Annotated in this window: 25 protein-coding genes; 11 read left to right on the forward strand and 14 right to left on the reverse strand. The window is 62.6% G+C overall.

Annotated features, from left to right (window positions below; translation table 11 throughout):
* Positions 1-47: 47 nt before the first annotated feature.
* The 6 genes from cyoB to IGS58_RS12570 are packed head-to-tail and all read left to right on the forward strand — an operon-like array spanning position 48 to position 5,769.
* Positions 48-2,051, forward strand: coding sequence for a cytochrome o ubiquinol oxidase subunit I (gene cyoB, locus IGS58_RS12545; protein ID WP_070253477.1), 2,004 nt, complete (start codon positions 48-50; stop codon positions 2,049-2,051).
* Positions 2,044-2,682 carry a cytochrome o ubiquinol oxidase subunit III gene (cyoC, locus tag IGS58_RS12550; RefSeq protein ID WP_034788486.1) on the forward strand — a complete coding sequence of 213 codons (639 nt, stop codon included), beginning with the start codon at positions 2,044-2,046 and terminating at the stop codon, positions 2,680-2,682. Before cyoB ends, cyoC begins: the two co-directional genes overlap by 8 nt.
* Positions 2,679-3,065 (forward strand): cytochrome o ubiquinol oxidase subunit IV, encoded by a 387-nt coding sequence (gene cyoD, locus IGS58_RS12555; protein ID WP_034788483.1) that lies wholly within the window; start codon positions 2,679-2,681, stop codon positions 3,063-3,065. Before cyoC ends, cyoD begins: the two co-directional genes overlap by 4 nt.
* On the forward strand, positions 3,062-3,910 hold the full coding sequence (locus IGS58_RS12560) for an SURF1 family protein (RefSeq protein WP_230521555.1): 849 nt from the start codon (positions 3,062-3,064) through the stop codon (positions 3,908-3,910). Before cyoD ends, IGS58_RS12560 begins: the two co-directional genes overlap by 4 nt.
* Positions 3,894-5,243: an ATP-binding protein gene (locus IGS58_RS12565; RefSeq protein WP_034788477.1), complete on the forward strand. Its 1,350-nt coding sequence runs from the start codon at positions 3,894-3,896 to the stop codon at positions 5,241-5,243. Before IGS58_RS12560 ends, IGS58_RS12565 begins: the two co-directional genes overlap by 17 nt.
* Positions 5,233-5,769, forward strand: coding sequence for a response regulator transcription factor (locus IGS58_RS12570; protein ID WP_034788474.1), 537 nt, complete (start codon positions 5,233-5,235; stop codon positions 5,767-5,769). The genes IGS58_RS12565 and IGS58_RS12570 overlap by 11 nt, the downstream gene beginning before the upstream one ends.
* A 12-nt stretch (positions 5,770-5,781) precedes the next feature.
* Here IGS58_RS12570 and IGS58_RS12575 read toward each other — a convergent pair whose 3' ends face one another.
* The 12 genes from IGS58_RS12575 to IGS58_RS12630 form a co-directional block, all read right to left on the reverse strand.
* Positions 5,782-6,468, reverse strand: coding sequence for a hypothetical protein (locus tag IGS58_RS12575; protein ID WP_230521556.1), 687 nt, complete (start codon positions 6,466-6,468; stop codon positions 5,782-5,784).
* Positions 6,469-6,657: 189 nt separating this feature from the next.
* Positions 6,658-6,885 (reverse strand): hypothetical protein, encoded by a 228-nt coding sequence (locus IGS58_RS12580; protein ID WP_217495201.1) that lies wholly within the window; start codon positions 6,883-6,885, stop codon positions 6,658-6,660.
* Between the two features lie 33 nt (positions 6,886-6,918).
* Positions 6,919-7,413, reverse strand: coding sequence for a GNAT family N-acetyltransferase (locus IGS58_RS12585; protein WP_230521557.1), 495 nt, complete (start codon positions 7,411-7,413; stop codon positions 6,919-6,921).
* A 120-nt stretch (positions 7,414-7,533) separates the two neighbouring features.
* On the reverse strand, positions 7,534-7,956 hold the full coding sequence (locus IGS58_RS12590; protein ID WP_230521558.1) for a DUF4019 domain-containing protein: 423 nt from the start codon (positions 7,954-7,956) through the stop codon (positions 7,534-7,536).
* Between the two features lie 94 nt (positions 7,957-8,050).
* A complete protein-coding gene (locus IGS58_RS12595) occupies positions 8,051-8,416 on the reverse strand; it encodes a hypothetical protein (RefSeq protein WP_230521559.1) in 366 nt (121 codons plus the stop codon).
* A 25-nt stretch (positions 8,417-8,441) separates the two neighbouring features.
* On the reverse strand, positions 8,442-9,245 hold the full coding sequence (phnE, locus tag IGS58_RS12600; RefSeq protein ID WP_230521560.1) for a phosphonate ABC transporter, permease protein PhnE: 804 nt from the start codon (positions 9,243-9,245) through the stop codon (positions 8,442-8,444).
* On the reverse strand, positions 9,242-10,072 hold the full coding sequence (locus tag IGS58_RS12605; protein ID WP_230521561.1) for a PhnE/PtxC family ABC transporter permease: 831 nt from the start codon (positions 10,070-10,072) through the stop codon (positions 9,242-9,244). Before IGS58_RS12605 ends, phnE begins: the two co-directional genes overlap by 4 nt.
* The gene (locus IGS58_RS12610; RefSeq protein WP_230521562.1) at positions 10,066-10,878 is read right to left on the reverse strand and encodes a phosphonate ABC transporter ATP-binding protein; all 813 of its coding nucleotides are present in this window, start codon (positions 10,876-10,878) and stop codon (positions 10,066-10,068) included. The genes IGS58_RS12605 and IGS58_RS12610 overlap by 7 nt, the downstream gene beginning before the upstream one ends.
* A gap of 115 nt (positions 10,879-10,993) precedes the next feature.
* Positions 10,994-11,863: a putative selenate ABC transporter substrate-binding protein gene (locus IGS58_RS12615; protein ID WP_230521563.1), complete on the reverse strand. Its 870-nt coding sequence runs from the start codon at positions 11,861-11,863 to the stop codon at positions 10,994-10,996.
* A 25-nt stretch (positions 11,864-11,888) separates the two neighbouring features.
* Positions 11,889-12,953, reverse strand: a complete 1,065-nt coding sequence (gene selD, locus IGS58_RS12620; protein WP_230521564.1) for a selenide, water dikinase SelD — start codon at positions 12,951-12,953, stop codon at positions 11,889-11,891.
* 104 nt (positions 12,954-13,057) lie between these two features.
* Complete coding sequence (gene mnmH / locus IGS58_RS12625; protein WP_230521565.1) at positions 13,058-14,137, reverse strand: tRNA 2-selenouridine(34) synthase MnmH; 1,080 nt, start codon at positions 14,135-14,137, stop codon at positions 13,058-13,060.
* A gap of 34 nt (positions 14,138-14,171) precedes the next feature.
* Positions 14,172-15,359 (reverse strand): FAD-dependent oxidoreductase, encoded by a 1,188-nt coding sequence (locus IGS58_RS12630; protein ID WP_230521566.1) that lies wholly within the window; start codon positions 15,357-15,359, stop codon positions 14,172-14,174.
* 90 nt (positions 15,360-15,449) lie between these two features.
* Here IGS58_RS12630 and IGS58_RS12635 point away from each other — a divergent pair, with 90 nt between their 5' ends.
* Positions 15,450-16,133, forward strand: coding sequence for a TetR/AcrR family transcriptional regulator (locus IGS58_RS12635; RefSeq protein ID WP_230521567.1), 684 nt, complete (start codon positions 15,450-15,452; stop codon positions 16,131-16,133).
* On the opposite strand, the gene IGS58_RS12640 is transcribed toward IGS58_RS12635, so the two are convergent.
* Both IGS58_RS12640 and IGS58_RS12645 read right to left on the reverse strand, forming a co-directional pair.
* Complete coding sequence (locus IGS58_RS12640; RefSeq protein WP_099387813.1) at positions 16,130-16,819, reverse strand: LrgB family protein; 690 nt, start codon at positions 16,817-16,819, stop codon at positions 16,130-16,132. The genes IGS58_RS12635 and IGS58_RS12640 overlap by 4 nt on opposite strands.
* Positions 16,816-17,271, reverse strand: a complete 456-nt coding sequence (locus IGS58_RS12645; RefSeq protein WP_230521568.1) for a CidA/LrgA family protein — start codon at positions 17,269-17,271, stop codon at positions 16,816-16,818. Before IGS58_RS12645 ends, IGS58_RS12640 begins: the two co-directional genes overlap by 4 nt.
* Positions 17,272-17,374: 103 nt before the next feature.
* Between IGS58_RS12645 and IGS58_RS12650 the strand changes: the two genes are divergently transcribed.
* The 4 genes from IGS58_RS12650 (at position 17,375) to IGS58_RS12665 (ending at position 20,719) form a co-directional block, all read left to right on the forward strand.
* Positions 17,375-18,283: a LysR family transcriptional regulator gene (locus IGS58_RS12650; RefSeq protein WP_070253483.1), complete on the forward strand. Its 909-nt coding sequence runs from the start codon at positions 17,375-17,377 to the stop codon at positions 18,281-18,283.
* A gap of 25 nt (positions 18,284-18,308) precedes the next feature.
* Complete coding sequence (locus IGS58_RS12655; RefSeq protein ID WP_230521569.1) at positions 18,309-19,127, forward strand: glutaminyl-peptide cyclotransferase; 819 nt, start codon at positions 18,309-18,311, stop codon at positions 19,125-19,127.
* A gap of 81 nt (positions 19,128-19,208) precedes the next feature.
* On the forward strand, positions 19,209-20,075 hold the full coding sequence (locus IGS58_RS12660) for a hypothetical protein (protein WP_230521570.1): 867 nt from the start codon (positions 19,209-19,211) through the stop codon (positions 20,073-20,075).
* Positions 20,072-20,719 (forward strand): hypothetical protein, encoded by a 648-nt coding sequence (locus IGS58_RS12665; RefSeq protein ID WP_230521571.1) that lies wholly within the window; start codon positions 20,072-20,074, stop codon positions 20,717-20,719. The genes IGS58_RS12660 and IGS58_RS12665 overlap by 4 nt, the downstream gene beginning before the upstream one ends.
* The last annotated feature ends 204 nt before the right edge of the window (positions 20,720-20,923 follow it).

Here is a 20,923-nt window from a genome sequence, read left to right on the forward strand (position 1 = left end):
ACTGGCGCCGCTTGCCTGGCGCCTCCCTTTTTTCTCTGAGAGTAACAATGCTAGACCATATTGATCTGACGAAGCTTATATTCGGCCGTCTGACTTGGGATGCAATTCCATTTCACGAACCTATCCTGCTGGTGACCTTTGCCATGGTTGCCCTGGGCGGTATCGCACTCGTTGCGGCACTGACGTATTTCCGCGTCTGGGGTACCCTGTGGCGCGACTGGATCACCAGTATCGACCATAAAAAAATCGGTATCATGTACATGATCCTGGGCCTCGTCATGCTGCTGCGCGGCTTTGCCGACGCGCTCATGATGCGCACCCAGCAGGCTGTCGCCTTTGGCGACAATGCCGGCTTCCTGCCACCGCATCACTACGACCAGATCTTCACCGCCCACGGCGTGATCATGATCTTCTTCGTCGCGATGCCTTTCGTGACGGGTCTGATGAACTACGTGGTGCCGCTGCAAATCGGCGCGCGCGACGTGGCTTTCCCATTCCTTAACAACTTCAGCTTCTGGATGACCACCATGGGCGCCGCCCTGGTCATGGCTTCGCTGTTCGTCGGCGAATTCGCCCGCACGGGCTGGCTGGCCTATCCGCCGCTGTCGGGCATCGTCGGCAGTCCGGACGTGGGGGTAGACTATTACATCTGGTCCTTGCAGATTGCCGGGGTCGGGACGCTATTGTCCGGTGTCAACCTGATCGCCACCATCGTCAAGATGCGCGCGCCAGGCATGACCTGGATGAAAATGCCCGTCTTTACCTGGACCGCACTGTGCACCAACATCCTGATCGTCGCCGCTTTCCCGGTGCTGACGGCTGTGCTGGCCATGCTGTCGCTGGACCGCGTTGCAGGCTTTAACTTCTTCACGACGGAGCTGGGCGGCAACGCCATGATGTACGTCAACCTGATCTGGATCTGGGGTCACCCTGAGGTCTACATCCTGATCCTGCCGCTGTTCGGCGTGTTCTCGGAAGTCGTTGCCACCTTCAGCAGCAAGCGCCTGTTCGGCTACGCCTCGATGGTGTACGCCACCTGCGTCATCATGATCCTGTCGTACCTGGTATGGCTGCATCACTTCTTCACCATGGGTTCGGGCGCCAGCGTCAACTCCTTCTTCGGCATCACGACGATGATCATCTCGATCCCGACGGGCGCGAAGATCTTCAACTGGCTGTTTACCATGTACCGCGGCCGTATCCGCTTCGAACTGCCCATGCTGTGGACGATCGGCTTCATGGTCACCTTCACCATCGGCGGCATGACCGGCGTGCTGCTGGCCGTACCACCAGCTGACTTCGTATTGCACAACAGCCTGTTCCTGATTGCCCACTTCCATAACGTGATTATCGGCGGCGTGGTCTTCGGTGTATTCGCTGCGATCAACTACTGGTACCCGAAAGCCTTCGGCTACAAGCTCGACGCGTTCTGGGGCAAGTGCTCGTTCTGGTTCTGGTTCGTCGGCTTCTACCTGGCCTTCATGCCGCTGTACGTGCTGGGCCTGATGGGCGTGACCCGTCGTGTCAACCACTTTGAAGATCCATCGCTGCAAATCTGGACCATCATCGCCTGGTTTGGCGCCGTCTCGATCGCACTGGGCATCGCTTCCATGCTGATCCAGTTCTATGTCAGCTACCGCAACCGTCACGCCCTGCGCGACGTGACCGGCGACCCATGGGGCGGCCGTACGCTGGAATGGTCGACGTCGTCGCCACCGCCAGACTATAATTTCGCCTTCACGCCACAAGTGCACGAACTCGATGCATGGACTGACATGAAGAAACACGGTTACCAGCGTCCGACGTCCGGTTTCACGAAGATCCACATGCCGAAGAACACCTGGGCTGGTTTCGTGATCGCCGCACTGTCCGCACTGGTCGGTTTTGGCCTGATCTGGCAAATGTGGCTCGTTGCCAGCATTGGCTTCGTGATCATGATGGTCACCATCATCGTCCATACCTTTAACTACAAGCGCGATTACTACATTCCTGCGGAAGAAGTGGTCCGTACCGAAGACGCTTATACTAAATTGCTGAGCAGCCATGTCTGATACCATCGCCCATAACACCGGCGCCGCTGGCGCCGCACCAAGCACGCGCAGCTACTTTGTGCGCGAGCACCACCCGGAAAACGGCAGCCTGCTGGGTTTCTGGCTCTACCTGATGAGCGATTGCCTGATCTTCGCCTGTCTGTTCGCCACGTACGCCGTGGTCGGCCGCAGCTACGCGGACGGCCCGACGGGCGCCGCGCTGTTCGACCTGCCGCTGGTGGCCGTCAACACGGCCATGCTGCTGCTGTCGTCGATCACCTACGGCTTCGCCATGCTGGCCATGCAGCGCAAGCAATTGCGCAGCACCCTGGTCTGGCTGGGCATCACGGGCCTGTTCGGCCTGGCCTTCCTGTCGCTGGAAATGTATGAATTCATTCATCTGATCCACGAAGGCGCCGGTCCGCAGCGCAGCGCGTTCCTATCGTCGTTCTTTGCACTGGTCGGTACCCACGGCTTGCACGTGACGTTCGGCGTGATCTGGCTCGTGACCTTGATGTTCCAGTTGAACAAGCATGGCCTGACCCCGGAAAACGGCCGTCGCATGATGTGCCTGTCGCTGTTCTGGCATTTCCTGGACGTCATCTGGATCGGCGTCTTCACCTTTGTCTACCTGATGGGAGTGCTGCCATGAGCGACCACCACACACACGGCGATAGCCACCACCATGACAATCACGATCATGGCAGCCTGAAAAGCTATGCTATCGGCTTCATCCTGTCGGTGATCCTGACGGCCATTCCGTTCTGGCTGGTGATGACGAAAGCCATCACCAACTCGGGCACCATGGGCCTGGTCCTGCTGGCGTTCGCGGCGGTTCAAGTGGTCGTGCACATGGTGTACTTCCTGCACATGAACACCAAGTCGGAAGGCGGCTGGAACATGATGGCGCTGATCTTCACCATCATGATCGTGGGTATTGCCATGGCCGGTTCCCTGTGGGTCATGTACCACATGAACCACAACATGATGCCGGATCTGATGCCTGAGTACATGCATACGAAAACGGCTCCATGATGAGTCAAACGCGCCCAAGCAACACCGGGCGCGCCCCTGGCGCCGCATCGCAAGATGCCGCGCCAGGCCCACGCGGCATGGTCGTGCGGTATGCACTGGCCTTGCTGGCGGGGATCTTGTTTGCCGGTTTCTGTGCCCTGGGCACCTGGCAAGTCAAGCGCCTCTTCTGGAAGCTTGACCTGATCGAGCGCGTCGAACAACGCGTACATGCGCCCGCAACGGACGCACCTGGACCCGCAGCCTGGGCCAGTGTCACGCAGCAAACGGATGAATACCGCCATGTGCGACTCTCCGGTACCTATCTCCCCATTTTCAATACCCTGGTGCAGGCAACGACGGCACTGGGCAGCGGTTATTGGCTGATCACGCCATTGCGCCTGGCCGATGGCAGCACCGTGCTGGTCAACCGCGGCTTCGTGCCGAAACGCGAAGGCATCGCCGCCAGCACGCCGGCCGGCATCGTGCACGTCGACGGCTTGCTGCGCGTCAGCGAGACGGGCGGCGGTTTCCTGCGCGAAAACAGTCCTGCCACGCAGCACTGGTATTCGCGCGACGTGGCCGCCATCGGCGCCTCGCACATGCTGACCAATGTGGCGCCATATTTTGTCGATGCGAAGGAAAAATCGGAAACGGCCAGCGACGCCCCTGTCGGCGGCCTGACCGTGATTTCCTTCCACAACAACCATCTGGTTTATGCCTTGACGTGGTTTGCGCTGGCCCTGATGGTGGCCGGCATCACGTGGTGGATCGTGCGCGAGGACAAGCGCCGCCGCGCGCGCAAGGCTGGCTTGTCCCAACAGCACCTTGATCAATCGCAAGAAAGCGACCATGCCGGGCAGGATTGAGATCCTGCCCAACCGCGAAGTCTTAGAGCGCGGTGCGGTGGCGGCCGAGATGGAACATCCGGCCGGCCACCAGAACATGAAGCTGCTGATCCAGCTGCGCTGGCTGGCCGTGATCGGCCAGATCAGCACGATCTTCGGCGTGGGCGTGGGACTGGGCATCGCCTTGCCCGTGCCCTACATGCTCGAAGTGCTGTCCTGCCTCATCGCTTTCAACCTGGCCAGCCTCTTGCGCTGGCACGAACGACAGCCCGTCTCCAACACGGCCCTGTTCCTCGCTCTGCTGGTCGACGTTACCGTGCTGACGGCCCAGCTCTACCTGAGCGGCGGCATCAGCAACCCGTTCGCCTTCCTTTACTTACTGCAAGTCATCCTCAGCGCCGTGCTGCTGGAAGTGTGGTCGACGTGGATCATGGTAGCCATTACCAGCCTGTGCCTGGCCGGCCTGGCCTTGCTGCCCGGCCCCTTGATCCTGCCGATCGACCCCGAGCGGGGCTTTTCCAGCCTGTACGTGCAAGGCTTGCTGATCTGCTTCATCTTGAACGCCGCCTTGCTGGTGGTGTTCATCACGCGCATCAACCGCAACCAGCGCGCCGGCGACGCCAAGGTGGCCGACCTGCGCCAGCGCGCGGCGGAAGAGGAGCACATCATCCGCATGGGCCTGCTGGCCTCGGGCGCCGCGCACGAGCTGGGCACGCCGCTGGCGACCCTGTCCGTCATCCTCGGCGACTGGCGCCGCATGCCGGAGCTGAGCAAGAACAGCGAATTGCTGGAAGAAATCACGGAAATGCAGGCGCAGTTGCAGCGCTGCAAGAGCATCGTCAGCGGCATCTTGCTGTCGGCGGGCGAGGCGCGCGGCGAATCGTCCGTCAAGACGACGATCAATACCTTCCTCAACGACCTGGTCGACGAGTGGCGCACCAGCCGCCCGATCCAGGATTTCGAGTACGATAACCGCATCGAGCACGACGTGCCCGTCGTCTTCGATTCTACCCTGAAACAAACCATCTGCAATGTGCTCGACAATGCGCTGGAAGCGTCGCCCGAGTGGCTGCGCTTCGAAGCGACGCGCGAAGCGGACGCCTTGCACCTGGTCATTACCGATGCGGGCCCCGGCTTCGAGCCATCGATGCTGACGCACCTGGGCAAACCGTACCAAAGCAGCAAGGGCAAGCCCGGCGGCGGCCTCGGGCTGTTCCTGGTGGTCAATGTCGCGCGTACCCTGGGCGGCACGGTAACGGCGCGCAACAGGGTGCAGGGCGGGGCGGTGGTGCACCTGGCCTTGCCGCTGGCGGCCATCAAACTGGAAAGAGAAAGCGACCACCATGCAGGATGACCGTCTGTTACTGATCGTGGAAGACGATGCCGCGTTTGCCCGCACCCTGGGCCGCTCGTTCGAGCGGCGCGGCTACCAGGTCATCCTGGCCACCAATTTCGATGAAGCGAGCGCCTTGCTGGAGCAGCATTGCCCCGACTACGCCGTCGTCGATTTGAAGTTGAATGGCAATACCTCGGGCCTGGCCTGCGTGCAGATGCTGCACCAGCACGACCCGGAGATGCTGATCGTCGTGCTGACGGGTTACGCCAGCATCGGCACGGCCGTCGAAGCGATCAAGCTGGGCGCCTGCCAGTACCTGGCGAAACCGTCGAACACGGACGACATCGAAGCGGCCTTCGGCCACGTGGCCGGCAACGCCGATATCGAACTGACGAACCGCGCCACCAACATCAAGACCCTGGAATGGGAACGCATCCACGAAATGCTGGCCGAGACGGATTTCAATATCTCGGAAACGGCCAGACGGCTGGGCATGCACCGGCGCACCCTGGCGCGCAAGCTGGAAAAGCAGCGGGTCAAATAGCCCCAGCGCCGTTTAATCGTTGTCGAATGTCAGTTCGAGCACGCTGTCATCGCTCCAGTCCTGCTCCCGCAGCGGCGGCGTAAACGACGAGCCGCTGAAGGGCACGGGCGCGCTCTTGCCGTTGAAGCTGATCGTCGCCGCCGTGATGCGCCGCGGCTCGGAAAAGCTGTAGGTTCCCTTTTGCGACACGAAATTGCAGGGGCCGCCCAATGCGCCCATCGCCGTGCGCATGGCGAAAGGCAAGGTTTCCTTGTCGATGGCCCAATGCACTTCGCACGCCAGCCGCAAGTCGCCAAGGCGGCGGAGCGTGTCGCTGGTGGCCGCACTCCTGACGTATGGGATCCACCTGACCGACCCCGCCTTGCGGTTCACGGTCAGCTCGGCCTTCTCATACAGCGGACCCGGCTCGACGGGCAAGCTGAAGATATTGCGCTCCCCCAGCGGTATCGCCATGCCAGCCTCGTCGCTTTCCAGCCGCAGCGCGATGGCGTGCATGTCGACATCGGCACGGCGCGGTTCCAGGATGAAGCGCAATTCGGCGCCAGGCGCCAGGCCGTGCTTTTCCTCGAAGCGCTTGACGCCCTTGAGCATGGCACTGTAGGGCTTCCAGTCCGGATCGCGGATGCCTTTGACATTGACGGACGCCGCCTCCTGGCCCGCTTGCTCCACGGTTTGATCCGTATCAGCGTAAGCCTGCACTGCGGCGCCGTATAAACACAGCAGAAGACCAGCTTGTTTGATTGCACGCATACCCTATCTTTCTACTCATCAATGAAAACGTGAGTGTAGAAAAAAACAGAGGTAAGGGCAGATGTTTAAGACAGAATGCAAATTTGGATAAACGGAGTGTATGAAATCGCTGAATTTCCCCCATACGCGCAATAGTATTTACGTCAATGCCATCAACAAGCCGGAAGCAATGACTGTCGCAGCAAACAGCGCGATGGCAAAGTGATTGTGAGGCGTCCCCCTCGCTGGAGGGTAGTGGCCCAGCGTGAGCAGCCGTAGCATTGCCCAGCCCGGCCAATAGAACAGCTTTTCGATGACTGTTCCTAACAGGTTATAGAGCAACAGGCGAACTATCCAAGCGATGGCATCAAAAACCCAGTCAAGCACAGTTCATCCTCGGGCTGTTCCAATTGCTTGAGTTCATGCAGCCGCCAGCCACTCCATCTTCTGCACCTGGATATGCGGGTGGCTTTCCAGCGCTTCCCATTCCGGTAGAAAGACAAACCCCTGTTTCTGGTAAAACGCGGCCGCGCGGGTGTTCTCCGGCGCCACGTCGAGCACCAGCCGCGTGTGGCCGTTGCCGACGGCGCATTGTTTCACGGCCTCGACCAGGCCCTGCGCCACGGCCATGCCCCGATATACCGGATGTACCCACATGGCGATCAGATGGCACTCGCCATTGCCGGCCACGACTTGCGCGGCGAGGCCGATGGGCTGTTCTCCATCGAAGGCGAGGAAAAACGTGCGCTGCGGCGTGCTGACGGCACGCTGCTGCCAGTCGGCATCGGAAAAAGCGGCGGCGCTGGCGTGGCTGGCGCCAAAGGCCGTGGGGGCGTCGAGCAGGGCGGCCAGGCGTGCGGCTTTCAGGGCTGGCCAGTCGCTGGCGATGGTGGGGTGGATGACAATGTTGTTCAATCTTGCAATGCCTTCATTTAGGTTGCACTACGCCGGCTCTTGATGCCAGGGACATTAAGGCGGCTGCTGCTGCCTGTCGTCCGCCTGCACGGTGGGGAACGCGGTCCTCGAGGTAGGTGATTAGCCGTTGATGTTATATCCGGAAACTTTCCAGCTAGAACCTTTTTCGAGTACCGTCGTGATGGTTTCCTGCACGTTGGCCTTGTTTTCGTACTGGCTCACATAATCGATAACGACTTTGTCCGGCCCTGGTTTGCCAGCCGTCGCCTTTTGCAGCGCGGCAGACTTGAGCTTGCGTGACTTGAACTCGCCCAGCGGCCAGTGCACGGCCGTGATGACCATCTTCCAGCTTGATTTCGACATTTCGCTGCGCAGCGATGCGGCGCTGGCGTCCCAGGTGCCAGCCTCGTCGCCCGCATCCATGCGCTTGAGCCAACTTTCCGCAGCAATTTTAGCGGCCGCCACTTCCTGCGCTTCCTGCGCCATGGCAGGCTGCGACGTCAGCAAGGCAACGGTAATACATATGGAGGCGAAGGTTTTCATGGCGGCTCTGAAAAGTAGTGAATAGTCTTCAAGATTATCCTGAAGGCCCGGTCCGGCAAAGCTCTTTTTAACAATACAGGTACACGCGCGTTTTTTATGACTGGTCCCACACTTCGATCGTCAGCAATTGCCCTGGCTCACATGCGGCAATGCGCTGCGGGTGCACGGTAATGCAGCCGGGCCAGCCCGTCAGGCGGTCCTGTGGAAATTCGCCATCCTGCGCTTCGGCGATGCCCGCCTGCAGCAGGGGAACGATGTCGTCTGCCAGGGCTGTGTAGCGGTTGGGAAAGCCGTTGAAGGCCAGCTGAGTCGCCTTGCCTTGTGCGCACAATTGCGCAATCCAGTCGGCGCCGAACAGGCCTGCTTCCCAGGTGGCGAGAAATGCGTCCTTGTTGACTTTCGTCATATCGGCCATCTGCTCCGGCGTTTCTGTCGAGATAATGGTCCACCAGCCTGACATGGGCGTTCCTTGTGAAAAGTAAAATTTAACGGGTCATGGCGCGGCGCAGCAGGTAGCTGAGGCCATCGACGGCGGCCACCATCATCAGCATGGCGACGATGACGGTGGCGGCGTTCTGCATCTGGAACAGCGACAGATGGTACTTCAGCATTTGCCCCAGGCCGCCCGCGCCGACGACGCCGAGGATGGCGGCGGCGCGGATATTGTTTTCCCAGCGGTACAAGGTGTAGGACATCATTTGCGGGCTGCACTGTGGCAAGGTCGCGTACAGGAAGGCCACGGCGGGCCGCGCGCCATTGATGCGCAAGGTGGCGGCCGGCAAGGGCGGGCAATTCTCGAAGGCATCGGCAAACAATCGCCCCAGCACGCCCACCGTGTGCAGGGCCAGCGCCAGGGTGCCGGCGAACGGGCCCAGGCCGGCGGCGATCAGCAGGATCGAAGCCCACACCAGTTCCGGGATCGAACGCAGCACATTCAACACGCCACGCGTCGCGTTGCGCGCCACATTGCCGAAACGCCCGCTGGCGGGCAGGGCCAGCAATGCGCCCAATACTGCCGCGATCACCGTGCCGATGGCCGACATGGCCAGGGTCTCGAACGTGGCAACGCCGACTTTCATCAGAAAGGGGCTGGCCAGCTCGGGCGGGGCGAAGCCGTGCAGGAAGTCGGCGCTCGTGCGCACGGCGTCGGCACTGAAAAACTCGCCCCATTTCAAGGGCAGGGTGGCGAAGCTGGCGATGACCAGCAGCAACAAACCGGCCAGCAAGGCCCAGGTCGACCAGCGCACGGGAGCAGGCGCGGGCATCGAGGCGAAATGCTGATGCTTCATGCCAGCCTCCGGCGCAGCATGGCGGACACGGCGTCGGCGCCGGCCACCAGCAGCACGAAGACCATCAGCATGGTGGCCAGCTCGCTGCCCGCCATCATCTTCATCGATTCATCTATGCGCTGGCCCAGGCCGCCTGCGCCGACAAATCCCATGACGACGGAGCCGCGGATCGCGCATTCCCAGCGGTAAATCGTGTACGACACCAGTTCGGCGGCCGACTCGGGCAAGGCGCCGTACAGCAAGGCCTTCAATCTGCCGCTGCCATTGTGGAGCAGGGCGTTGCAGGCGGACGCATCCGACGATTCAAGGATTTCCGCGTACACCTTGCCCAGCATGCCGCAATAGGTGAGGGCAATGGCGATCACGCCCGCCGTCGGTCCCAGGCCGACTATGCGCACCAGCAATAATGCCCAGACCAGTTCCGGCACGCTGCGCAGCAGCACCAGCAGCGCGCGCACGCCATGGCGCAAGGCGGCGGACAGCGGTGAAACGGTGCCGCTGCCGATGCGCGAAATGGACAGGCGCTCCGTTACCAGCAGGGTCAGCGGGATGGCGCCCAGCATGGCCAGCGCCATGCCGGCCGTGGCCATGGCAATGGTTTCCCAGCTGGACACAGCCACCAGTTGCAGGAATTCCAGCGAGTGGGCCGGCGGCACGAAGCTGGCGATGAATTGCCAGGTGGCTGCCAGGCTTTGCGCATCCCATAAGATCCACGGCTTGAACTCGGCCTGCACCAGCATCGGCCACAGTACGAGCAGCACGATGGCGGCGCCGGTCAGGCGGCCGCGCCAGGCGGGGTCGCGGGGGATGGCAGTGCTCGTCAGCAAAGGGGCCTCGCGGCATCCAGATTCGTTTCCACGGCCTCGAACTGCGGCGCGGGATCGGCCTTGTTGCGGTACAGCTCGGCGATCATGGCGTCGCTGACCTGGGAGCCAGGCAAGTCGAAGACGATCTTGCCATCGCGCAGGGCGACGATGCGCGTAAAGCAGGCGCGGGCGATTTCCACCTGGTGCAGGCTGCAGATCAGCGTGGCGTTGCGCGCCTGCGCTTCGGCTTGTAGCACATGGATCGTCTGCAAGGCGAGTGTGGGGTCGAGCGCGGACAAGGGTTCGTCGACGAGGAACACTTCCGCATCCGACACGAGCGCGCGCGCCATGCCGCAGCGCTGGCGTTCGCCGCCGGACAGGCGGTCGACACGCGCATACAGTTTATCCTGCAGGTTGAACTTGCCCAGGGCTTCCCACGCGGCGCGCGGGTCGACTGGCGCCAGTAGCGAACGGATGGCCGTCCACAAGCTCCATTGCGGCAAGCGTCCCGCCAGCACGGCGTTGACGACCCGCTGGCGCGGCGGCAGCGGCGGCGTTTGCGGCGCCAGGAACAGGCGCGCGCGCAAGGCGTGGCGTTCGGCGCTGCCGAGCTGCCAGGGAGAGCTGCCAAGGATGCGCAAGTTGCCGGACTCGGGGCGCAGCGCGCAAGCGAGCGTGTGCAGCAGGCTGGTCTTGCCGGCGCCGGAAGGGCCGATCAGGGCGATCTGTTCACCTTGGGCCACGTCCAGGTCGAGGTCGCGCAGGGCCAGCGCATTGCCGACGGCGCCCGCGTGTTGGACGCTGACCTTGTGAAGTTGGAATGTCATGCTTGAGAAATCGGTAGGTCGGATTAGGCCGCAGGCCGTAATCCGACAACATTGTTGGCATTATTGCCTGTGTCGGATTACGCGGCTTCGCCGCTAATCCGACCTACGGTAAAAGTTACTTCAACAACTTCGCATCGCGCGCGGCCGCTTCGATATCCTTGTAGTTCTCGGCCTTGGTCGGGATGAATTTGGTGGCGCGCTGCAGCTCGAGGATTTCCTTGCCTTCAGGCGTGGAAGGGTCCAGCGCCAGGAAGGCGTCCGTCAGCTTCTTGCGCACGACGGGGTTCATGTCGGCGCGCACGCTCCAGTTGTAGTCGTAGTAGCCCGGTGTCGTGTAGAACACGCGCACCTTGCTTGGATCGACCTTTTTCGCTTCCACGAGCTTTTCCCATACGGAAATGTTCAAGGTGCCCGCGTCGACCTTGCCGCCGGCCACTGCCGCCACGGTGGCGTCATGCGCGCCGGAAAACGCGATGCGCTTCATGTCCGTGTCCGGATTGATCTTGGCGGCCAGCAAGTAGTAGCGTGGCATCAAGTGACCGGATGTCGACGATTCCGAGCCGAACGTGAAATTCTTGCCTTTCAGGTCGGACAACTGGTTGATGTCCTTGCTGGTGGTCACAAACACGGAGCGGAACTTCGTGTCTTCCTCGCGCTGCACCAGCGGGACGATCTTGCCGCCGCTGCGCACGTTCGCTTGCACGAAGGTAAAACCGCCGAACCAGACCATGTCGAGCTTGTTATTGATCAAGCCTTCCACGGAGGCCGCGTAATCGGTGACAGGCGTGAATTCCACCTTCATGCCCAGCTTTTTCTCCAGATAGCTGCCCAGCGGCTTGAACTTGCGCTGCAATTCCGTCGGCGCTTCATCGGGAATGGCGGACACGCGCAACACTTGCTGCGCCTGCGCCAGGCCGCTGTGGATGGCCAGGGTGGCGGCGACGGTGGCCAGGATGGCGGGGAATTTGTTGGAGAATGTGCTCATGGGACTGCCTTTAAAAAATTGTTCATTAATATACGGAAACCCCGGTACTGCCTTCCTGCATCTCGCCGATGACGACGGCGTCGGCAAAGCCTTCGGCGCGGAAAATCGCCAGCACTTGCTCGACGGCATCCGGCGCGCAGGCCACCAGCAGGGGGCCGGCCGTTTGCGGGTCCGTCAGGATCGCCTTGTCGATGGCGCTCAGGCTGTCGGCCAGCGCCACTTGCGCGCCATAGCCCTGCCAGTTGCGGCTTGATGCGCCCGTGATGTTGCCATTTTGCGCCAGTTGCTGCACTTGCGGCAGCAGCGGCACGGAAGCCATGGCGATGCGCGCCTGCAGCTTGGCGCCGCGCGCCAGTTCCAGCGTGTGGCCCAGCAAGCCGAAGCCCGTCACGTCCGTCAGCGCATGCACGCCGTCCAGCAGGGCCAGCTTCTTGCCCGGGGTATTCAATTTGGTGGTGTTGTCGATCAGGAAAGCGTAGCCGTCCGCGTCGAGCGCATTCTTTTTCAGCGCGGCCGACAAGATGCCCACGCCGATCGGCTTGCCCAGCACCAGTTTGTCGCCGACGCGCGCGCCAGCATTGCGTTTCACCTGCGACGGATGCACGAGGCCCAGCACGACCAGGCCATAGATCGGCTCGACGGAATCGATGGTGTGGCCGCCCGCGATGGGGATGCCGGCCTGTGCGCAGATGGTTTCGCCGCCTTTCAATATGAGGCCGATGGTTTCCACCGGCAGCTTGTTGATCGGCATGCCGACCAGGGCCAGCGCCATGATGGGCGTGCCGCCCATGGCGTACACGTCGGAAATGGCATTGGTGGCGGCGATGCGGCCGAAGTCGAACGGGTCGTCGACGATGGGCATGAAGAAATCCGTCGTGGCGATCAGCGCCTGCTCGTCGTTGAGCTGGTAGACGGCCGCGTCATCCGAGGTTTCTATACCGACCAGCAATTCCTTCGGCAAGGGAAAGCCGCCGCTGCCCTTTAAAATGTCGGCCAGCACGCCCGGCGCAATTTTGCAGCCGCAGCCGCCGCCATGGGCAAATTCGGTCAATCGGACTGGGGTATTTGGTGTTACTGCGCTATCTGACATGGGAGTTCCTGCTGATGTTGTGTACTGCTATGATCATTTTTACCCCAGACGCAAAATCCGGGGTCGGACCCTCAGGGTCCGACCCCGGTATTCTGTCTTTGGGTTCATTGCTTTCCGTCTCCGACGATAGCACATAATGCGCGCGCGGCTTGCTCAAAGGCATGTTCTGAAATATCGGGCAAGACCAGCGGCGTTGCCTGGGCGTAGCGGCTGAAGTTGCGGGCGATCGATTGCCGGTAGACGGGGTCGTAATGCTGCACCAGCAGTTCTTCCACCAGCTCGGCCATGCGGCCAGCCGTGGCCAGCTGCTGCCAGTGGGCAATTTTTTCCTTGCCATGCAGCTGCGTCAACAGGGCCAGCTGCACGTTCAGGCGCGCCGGGTCGCCGACGAAATGCGCATAGTCCTGCATCAGCAATTGCACGCGCTCCCCGATGTCCAGGCGAACGTCCGTGCAATCGGCCGCGCGCATCTTGTCCATCAGCGCGTCGGGCACGCGCAGTCGGCCCACTTTTTTGCTTTCCGATTCGATGAAGACGGGCAGGGCCGGGTCGAACTGGTGCAGTTGCTGCCACAGCGCGCTTTCAAACGCTTTTTGCGATGGCTGGTCTTCCTCGGGCAAGCCGCCCAGTACGGAGCCGCGGTGCGCGGCCAGGTCTTCCAGGTCGATCACTTGCGCGCCTTGCTTGTCCAGTACTTGCAGCAAACGGCTCTTGCCGCTGCCCGTGGGGCCACACAGCACATTGATGAAGTCGAAGCGTTCGGGCAGGGTGGCCAGCTCGGCATTCACGTGGCGGCGGTAATCCTTGTAGCCGCCTTCTAGCTGCGTGACGGGCCAGCCGATGCGCGCCAGGATGTGCGCCATGGCGCCGCTGCGGTTGCCGCCGCGCCAGCAGTACACCAGGGGTTTCCAGTGCTGCGGATGGCCGAGGAAACCGTCTTCGATATGCCGCGCGATATTTTTCGCCACCAGCGCCGCGCCCAGCTTCTTCGCCTCGAAGGCACTGGTCTGCTTATATAAGGTGCCCACGCGCACGCGCTGCTCGTCGTCCAGCACGGGCAGGTTGATGGCGCCCGGCAAGTGGTCTTCCGTGAATTCGGACGGGCTGCGCACGTCGATGATGGCATCGAACTCGCTCAAGCTGGGCAGGATGTCGCTGAAAGGCTGAACTGCAGGGTATTTCATCGTGGCGCGGCTGCTTGGAATGGGGAAAGACGTATTATCCCCGATAAACGCCGCTGGCGTGGGGCTCAGGCGCCGCTGCCTGCACTTCGCGCGCCGGGCCGCTGTCTTGCATGCCGGCAAAGAACCGCACCAGGCTGTGCGGCGCGTCGTCGGCAAAGCACAGGCGAAGGATGCGCTCGGACTCGGCCGCCGCCGCGCTGCTGCGCGCAAACAGCGCCGTTTCATAGGCCAGCAGGGCCGTTTCCATGTCGTCCGGCTGCGCGGCAAGCGCCTGCGCCAGTTCGGCACCATCGAACATGGCGAGATTCGCCCCTTCGCCGGCCGGCGCCATCAGATGGGCCGCGTCGCCCAGCAAGGTCGCGCCCGCCACGCGTTGCCAGCGGTGATTGACGGGCAGCATGTGCACGGGACGGGGCACGGGCGGCGTGTCGGCGTCCGTGATCAGGGCCGTCAGCGCCGGTGCCCAGCCGTCAAATTGCGCGGCGATGCGGGCGCGGGCGGCGGCGGGATCGGCAAAGTCGATGTCAGCCAGCCAGGCTTCCGGTTTGCTCAGGGCCACGTAGGCATGCAGCACGCCATCGGCCTCGCGGTGGGCCTGGATGCCCTTGCCGGGCGCCAACGCGAACAGGGCGCCGGCGCCCACGGCGCGCGCGCTGGCCGGGTGGCGGCGGTCGCTGTCGAGTAGATACGTTTCAATAAAGGCAATGCCGCTATACGCTAGCTGGGCGCTGGAGAGCAGGGGCCGCACCTTCGACCAGGCGCCGTCCGCACCGACCAGCAGGTCGGCGGTGGCCGTGGCGCCATTCGCAAAACCCAGCCTGTGCCGGCCGCCGTCCAGCGTCGCCACGCCTGTCAGCTTATGTCCCCAGCGCACCGTGCCGGCGGGCAGGGACTCGAGCAGGATGCGGCGCAGCTCGCCGCGCGGCACTTCGGGACGGCCACCCGTGCCATCGTCCCCTTCGTCGAGCAAGACCGTCCCGTGCTGGTCGAGCACGCGGCTCGCTTCGCCGCCTGTATGGATGAGGGTGCGGAAGACCTCATGCAGGCCGGCCGCCCGCAGCGCTTGCTGGCCCGTGTCCTCGTGGATGTCGAGCATGCCGCCCTGGCGGCGCGCCTGCGGCGAAGCGTCCGCTTCATAGATGGCGGCGGCGATGCCGTGGACGTGCAGCACGCGGGCGAGCATCAGCCCGCCCAGGCCCGCGCCGATGATGGCGATATGCATGGTGATCCTTGAGTGTGGTTTTCAAAATACTACTGGAACGTCGTTCCATAAGAATTTTGCGGCAAGCCATCATCTGTGTCAAGATAAGCGATGCCCAATACCGTAGCGACCCCACCACGACGCGCAGACTCGCTGACGCGCGACACCATCATCGATGCCGCCATTGCCCTGCTCGATACGGCGGGCGAGGGCGGCCTGACGTTCCGCGCCCTGGCGACTCGCCTGGTCACGGGGGCGGGCGCCATTTACTGGCATGTTGCCGACAAGGATGATTTGTTCACGGCCGCCAGCGACGCCATCGTCGCCCGCGCCATGGATGCCGTCCTGCAGTGCGAGACGCCTCAGGCGGGCATCCGCGCCGTGGCGCTGGCCATGTTCGAGGCGATGGATGCGCATCCCTGGCTGGGCTCGGCCTTGTCGCGCGCGCCGGGCCAGCTGCCTACCGTGCGCATCCTGGAACGCCTGGGGCGGCAGGTGGATGCGCTGGGCGTGCCGCAGGATCAGCAATGGCTGGCGGCATGCACGTTGCTCAATTATCTGCTGGGCGTGAGCGGGCAGAATGCGGCCAATGCCGCCATCGCCCGGGAAAAAGGCCTGGAGCGCGCGCATTTCCTCGACACCATGGCGGGCGCCTGGTCACGCCTCGACGCGCAGGCGTTTCCATTTGCCCGCAAGGTGGCGGGACAGCTGCGCACGCACGACGACCGCGAGGATTTCCTGACAGGAATCGACCTGATCGTGCATGGCATGCAGGCGCTGCAAGCGGGCCGCTAGCCCAGCAGATGCCCCAGCAGCGGCGCCAGCAGCACCGTCACGACGCCCGAGAAAATCATCGTCAGGCTGGCCACGGCGCCTTCTTCCGTGCCGACCCGGCGCGCCACCGACAAGCCAAAGCCGTGCGCGGCCGCGCCATACGGGGCGCCACGGGCGATGCGCATGCGCAAGGGCAGCAGTTTTAAGAGCGGTTTGCCCAGCATCAAGCCGAACAAGCCCGTCATCACCACGAAGATACCCGTCAGCTGGGCCGAGCCGCCCATGTGGCGCGACGCTTCCAACGCGAACGGCGTCGACACGGAGCGCGCCAGCAGGCTGCGCGCCATGTCGCCATGCACGCCCAAAACACTGTCCAGCAGCAGGGTGGCGGCAACCGATGCCACGATGCCGGCGCAGCTGCCCAGGCTCAAGGCCAGCCAGTGCTTGCGGATCAGCTTGCGCTCCTGGAAGATGGGCAGCGCGAAAGCGATGGTGGCGGGACCCAGCAGCCACGGCAGCCAGCGCGTTTCGCCGAAATACGTGGCGAACGGCGTCGAGGTCGCCTGCACGATGACGATGAGTATTGCCGAGGTGCAGATGGCGGGCGTCAGCAGGAAATGCGGATGGCGGCGGTGCAGCGCCTGGTTGGCATAGAACAAGACCAGGGTCAGCAGCAAGAACAGCAGGGACAGGAGCAAGGTGCTCATGCTGCCGCCCTGGCTGTGCGCTGGCGCAGCAGTGTTTGCAGGCGCAGCTTGCGTTCATAGCGGCACACCCATTCCACGGTGAAGGCCGTGGCCAGCATCACGCTGGCAAAGCCCAGGCCGATGTTTACGAACAGCATCAAGCCCTGCGACTTCAACAGCTGCGTAAATTGCACCACGGACACAACCAGCGGAATAAAGAACAGCAGCATGTTGGCCAGCAGCCAGTTCGCGCCCAGTTCGATGGCGGCAGGCCGCACCCAACCCGCCAGCAGCAGAGCCACCAGCACGAACAGGCCCACCACGCCGCCGGAAAACGGCAAGTGCAGTGCGGAAGCGGCCTCGTCGGCCAGCCACCAGGCGGCGATCAGCACGCCCACTTGCCACACGGTCTGCGCGGGCTGGCGCCAGGCGGGGATGGAGGGCAGGGCGGCGGGATAGGGGACGGCTTTCACGGCAGGCTTTCAAACGGCTGGGGGAGGTTTTCATTGTAGTGATCTCACATCAAAAGATAAAATGACTTAAACTCATAATTATCATTCGATATTGGAATGCATTATGGATATCCGCTCCCTGCGCTACTTCGTCGAAGTGGTGGAACAGAACAGTTTTACGCGGGCGGCCGCCAGGCTGCACGTGACGCAGCCCACCGTCAGCAAGATGGTCCAACAGCTGGAACAGTCGCTGGACCTGGCCTTGCTGGACCGTGCCGGTAAACGTTTTACCCTGACGGACGCGGGCAAGGTGGTACTGGCGCGCGCGCATACATTGCTGGCCCTGCACGCGGAACTGAAGGTGGAATTGCGCGACCTGCAAGAGCTGGAGCGGGGCGAGTTGCGGGTGGGCGTGTCGCCGCAGACGCATTCCACCCTGGCGCCGTGGCTGGCCGAGTACCACCAGCGCTATCCGGGCATCGAGCTGAAAATGTATGAAAGCGGCACGCAAGCCATCGAGCGCGACTTGCGCACCGGCATGGTGGAGCTGGGCACCATGCTCGATTACCCGGGCAATGCGGCCACGTGGCAGGATTTCGAGGCATTGCCCCTCGTGCGCTCGCCGCTGTGCCTGCTGGCCGCGCCCGGTTCGCCGTGGCAGGGACGCTCTTCCGTGGCCCTGGCCGAGTTGGCCGACAGTCCCTTCATCTTTTACGGTGCCGCCTTCGCCCTGAACGACATCGTGCTCGATGCCTGCCAGCGGGCCGGTTTTGCGCCGCGCATCACGGGCCGCAGCGGCCAGTGGGATTTCATCGCCTCGCTGGTCCGCCTGGGCGTGGGCATCTGCCTGTTGCCGAAGATGTATTGCGACACGCTCGAGCCAGCGCAGTTTGCCGTGATTCCCTTGGACGGTCCGCCCGTGGAATGGAATCTGATGCTGGCCTGGCGCCGCGGCGGTCGGCTGTCTTTCGCTGCCCGCGCCTGGCTGGAGCTCGTCAGGGCGCGCATGGCGCAGCCCGGGCGATTACAATAGGCGCTCGCCAACCACCGCCAAGAATATGAAGAATATCGGTAAAACAAGTCTGAAACGCACGGCAGGCTCGCTGCTGCTGGGATTGTTATGCACAGTGGGCCTGATGAGCGAGATGGGTTATGCCCAGGCCGCCATTCCTGTGTATGGCTATTTCGTCAAGAATACCTATCCGCACGACCCCAAGGCGTTTACCCAGGGCTTGCTGTTCAAGGATGGCCATCTGTATGAAAGCACGGGCCAGAACGGCCAGTCTTCCTTGCGCAAGGTGGAATTGACGACTGGCAAGGTGCTGCAGAAAAGCATGCTCGATAAAAAAGTATTCGGCGAAGGCATCACGGACGTGGGCGATGACATCCTTGGCCTGACGTGGATTTCGCAGACCGGTTATGTGTTTGACCAGAAAACGTTCAAGCTGAAACGCACCTTCAGCTACCAGGGCGAAGGCTGGGGCCTGGCCAGCGACAGTCAATTTGTCTACATGAGCGACGGCAGCTCCGCCATCCGCGTGCTGAACCCGAAAACCCTGGCCGAGGTGCGCCGTTTCGAGGTGAAGGCGGAAGGCCGCCCCATCGAGCGCCTGAACGAACTGGAAATGGTCGACGGCGAGCTGTACGCCAATGTGTGGGGCGCGGACGTGATCGCCCGCATCGACCCGGCCAGCGGTAAAGTTGTCGGCTGGATTGACCTGACGGGCTTGCTGCCGCCCGCGCAGCGGGGTACGGCCAATCCCGACGCCGTGCTCAACGGCATCGCCTGGGATGCGCGCGGCAAGCGTTTGTTTGTCACGGGCAAGCTGTGGCCCAAGCTGTTCGAGATCGAACTGATCGAAATCCAGCGCCGTTGATGTTTCCTATCGGACAGTGTTGCTGACGAGGAATCGTTTATCATCCTGATTCTTCGCCCCGTGCGACCCTTGCAGGATGCCATGCCGTTCCTACCTCTGTTGCTACCTTTATGCCGCCTGGCGGCCGCCGCCAGCTTGCTTGCCGCCGTCCTGCCTGCCGCGCAGGCGCAAACACCATACGTGCCGGTGATGAAGCAATACGGCGACTTTGTCGTCACGCGCGACCGCCACGACCCGCTCGTCACCTTGTCTTTCCGCAAGCACGGCTATTGGCCAGGCGGCGCGCGCGAAGTGGTGGAAGTGCGCCCCATCAAGGCCAGGCGCGAAGGCCAGCCCATGCTGCTGGCGTTTACCAAGGGCTATACGGGCCAGGGCACCATCCTCATCGGCGTGCAGAATGGCGAACCGCTGATGCGTCCCATCAGCCCCATGCAGCGCGACGACATGGTGCGCACGGAACGCGACCCCGAATGGGGCGTACCGCAGCCGGGCCGTCCCGAGATGCTGCTGTTCGCCCGCGATGGCCGCGCGCTCGATACGGACACGGGCGAGTTGCTGTGGTTTGACGTGCCGGGCATCGTCACGGGCGATTACGCGCCCGCCATGCTGGTCTCCGTCTCGCCCGACGGGCGGCGCGGCGCCTATCTGACGAATGCGCTGACGAAGGTAGGGATTATCGTCGCCACGCGCGACGACGGCGTGGCAGGCATGCTGGCCTTGCCGCCCGACACCTATCAACGGTGGCTGAAGCCCTTGTCGCAGGCTGCTGCCGAGCAGGCGGGCGCCGCCATCAAGGCGCGCCAGGGCCGCACGGATTCGAACCGCATCCGGCGCGAGCTGGAACTGGCCTGGTTCGGCCAGCAATTTCAATGGAAACAGGGCAAGAACGGCTTGCAGGTGACGGGGCTGGGCCTCATTTCTGCGCCGCCGGAAGGAAAACAGCCATGACAATACCCAAACTCCTCGCTGGCTGCCTCGCCGCCTCCCTGCTGGCCGGCTGCGTGCACGGGGAAATGTTCCCCAAGGATTATCTGGCGCAAGATATTGACAAGCAACAAGCCTTGCTGGAACTGGACGTGGTCTTCGGCAAAGAGCCCGATGACAAGCTGACGTCGCGCGTGACGGCCCGCAATACCGTGGAATACACGGGCGCGCCGCATATCGTCGTACCGTTTTACCAGAAGGGCCTCGGCTTCGACCAGGGTTTTGCAGGCACCTACATGTTTGCCGTGCCCTATCCGATCGCCAAGGTCGAAACGGCCACGGCCAGCAGCCGCGTCTTCGGCCAGAAACTCGACGGCCAGCAGCAGGGCAGCCCGCGCTACCGCTTCCGCGTGCCGGGCAAGGCGCAGTGGAACAGCAATGAAACCTTCATGCTGGGCTTTGAGCGCAAGGGCCGCCGCGAAGAAATCACTTTCCGCTTCAGCAACGAGCAAAGCTGCCCGTCCGCCTTCCTGGCCACCACGCCAAAATATGGCTTCCCCATCAAGGTCGTCGCCACCTTCAAGGATGACAAAGGCTGCCTGAAAGTATGCGACAGCCGCGACCAGTGGCCGGGCTTTTGCGCCTTCCAGCCGCCGCCCGGCACCTGACTATCAGCATGCAAGCCACGCGCCGGCGCTTGCCGGTGCGGCGCTTATACACGCGCAGGTTTTGCCGATTCTATTCAATTGTCATCGAATGGCTGCTGAAAACGCCTATTTTTATGGCCCAGGGCTGACTGCCTTACCCCCTCGGCCTGCGCATAAATCTTGCCGCAAAAGTATCTTTCTCAGGCGTATGATTTCCTTGCCGTG

Origin of the sequence: Janthinobacterium sp. EB271-G4-7A (genome assembly GCF_020858075.1) — a bacterium.
GTDB lineage: Bacteria > Pseudomonadota > Gammaproteobacteria > Burkholderiales > Burkholderiaceae_D > Janthinobacterium > Janthinobacterium lividum.

What these genes read in the sequence shown, in the direction of transcription:
- cyoB (WP_070253477.1), top strand. Translation starts at nt 48, where the DNA reads ATGCTAGACCATATTGATCTGACGAAGCTTATATTCGGCCGTCTGACT.
- cyoC (WP_034788486.1), top strand. Translation starts at nt 2,044, where the DNA reads ATGTCTGATACCATCGCCCATAACACCGGCGCCGCTGGCGCCGCACCA.
- cyoD (WP_034788483.1), top strand. Translation starts at nt 2,679, where the DNA reads ATGAGCGACCACCACACACACGGCGATAGCCACCACCATGACAATCAC.
- IGS58_RS12560 (WP_230521555.1), top strand. Translation starts at nt 3,062, where the DNA reads ATGATGAGTCAAACGCGCCCAAGCAACACCGGGCGCGCCCCTGGCGCC.
- IGS58_RS12565 (WP_034788477.1), top strand. Translation starts at nt 3,894, where the DNA reads ATGCCGGGCAGGATTGAGATCCTGCCCAACCGCGAAGTCTTAGAGCGC.
- IGS58_RS12570 (WP_034788474.1), top strand. Translation starts at nt 5,233, where the DNA reads ATGCAGGATGACCGTCTGTTACTGATCGTGGAAGACGATGCCGCGTTT.
- IGS58_RS12590 (WP_230521558.1), bottom strand. Translation starts at nt 7,956, where the DNA reads ATGAAAACCTTCGCCTCCATATGTATTACCGTTGCCTTGCTGACGTCG.
- IGS58_RS12595 (WP_230521559.1), bottom strand. Translation starts at nt 8,416, where the DNA reads ATGTCAGGCTGGTGGACCATTATCTCGACAGAAACGCCGGAGCAGATG.
- phnE (WP_230521560.1), bottom strand. Translation starts at nt 9,245, where the DNA reads ATGAAGCATCAGCATTTCGCCTCGATGCCCGCGCCTGCTCCCGTGCGC.
- IGS58_RS12610 (WP_230521562.1), bottom strand. Translation starts at nt 10,878, where the DNA reads ATGACATTCCAACTTCACAAGGTCAGCGTCCAACACGCGGGCGCCGTC.
- IGS58_RS12615 (WP_230521563.1), bottom strand. Translation starts at nt 11,863, where the DNA reads ATGAGCACATTCTCCAACAAATTCCCCGCCATCCTGGCCACCGTCGCC.
- selD (WP_230521564.1), bottom strand. Translation starts at nt 12,953, where the DNA reads ATGTCAGATAGCGCAGTAACACCAAATACCCCAGTCCGATTGACCGAA.
- mnmH (WP_230521565.1), bottom strand. Translation starts at nt 14,137, where the DNA reads ATGAAATACCCTGCAGTTCAGCCTTTCAGCGACATCCTGCCCAGCTTG.
- IGS58_RS12630 (WP_230521566.1), bottom strand. Translation starts at nt 15,359, where the DNA reads ATGCATATCGCCATCATCGGCGCGGGCCTGGGCGGGCTGATGCTCGCC.
- IGS58_RS12635 (WP_230521567.1), top strand. Translation starts at nt 15,450, where the DNA reads ATGCCCAATACCGTAGCGACCCCACCACGACGCGCAGACTCGCTGACG.
- IGS58_RS12640 (WP_099387813.1), bottom strand. Translation starts at nt 16,819, where the DNA reads ATGAGCACCTTGCTCCTGTCCCTGCTGTTCTTGCTGCTGACCCTGGTC.
- IGS58_RS12650 (WP_070253483.1), top strand. Translation starts at nt 17,375, where the DNA reads ATGGATATCCGCTCCCTGCGCTACTTCGTCGAAGTGGTGGAACAGAAC.
- IGS58_RS12655 (WP_230521569.1), top strand. Translation starts at nt 18,309, where the DNA reads ATGAAGAATATCGGTAAAACAAGTCTGAAACGCACGGCAGGCTCGCTG.
- IGS58_RS12660 (WP_230521570.1), top strand. Translation starts at nt 19,209, where the DNA reads ATGCCGTTCCTACCTCTGTTGCTACCTTTATGCCGCCTGGCGGCCGCC.
- IGS58_RS12665 (WP_230521571.1), top strand. Translation starts at nt 20,072, where the DNA reads ATGACAATACCCAAACTCCTCGCTGGCTGCCTCGCCGCCTCCCTGCTG.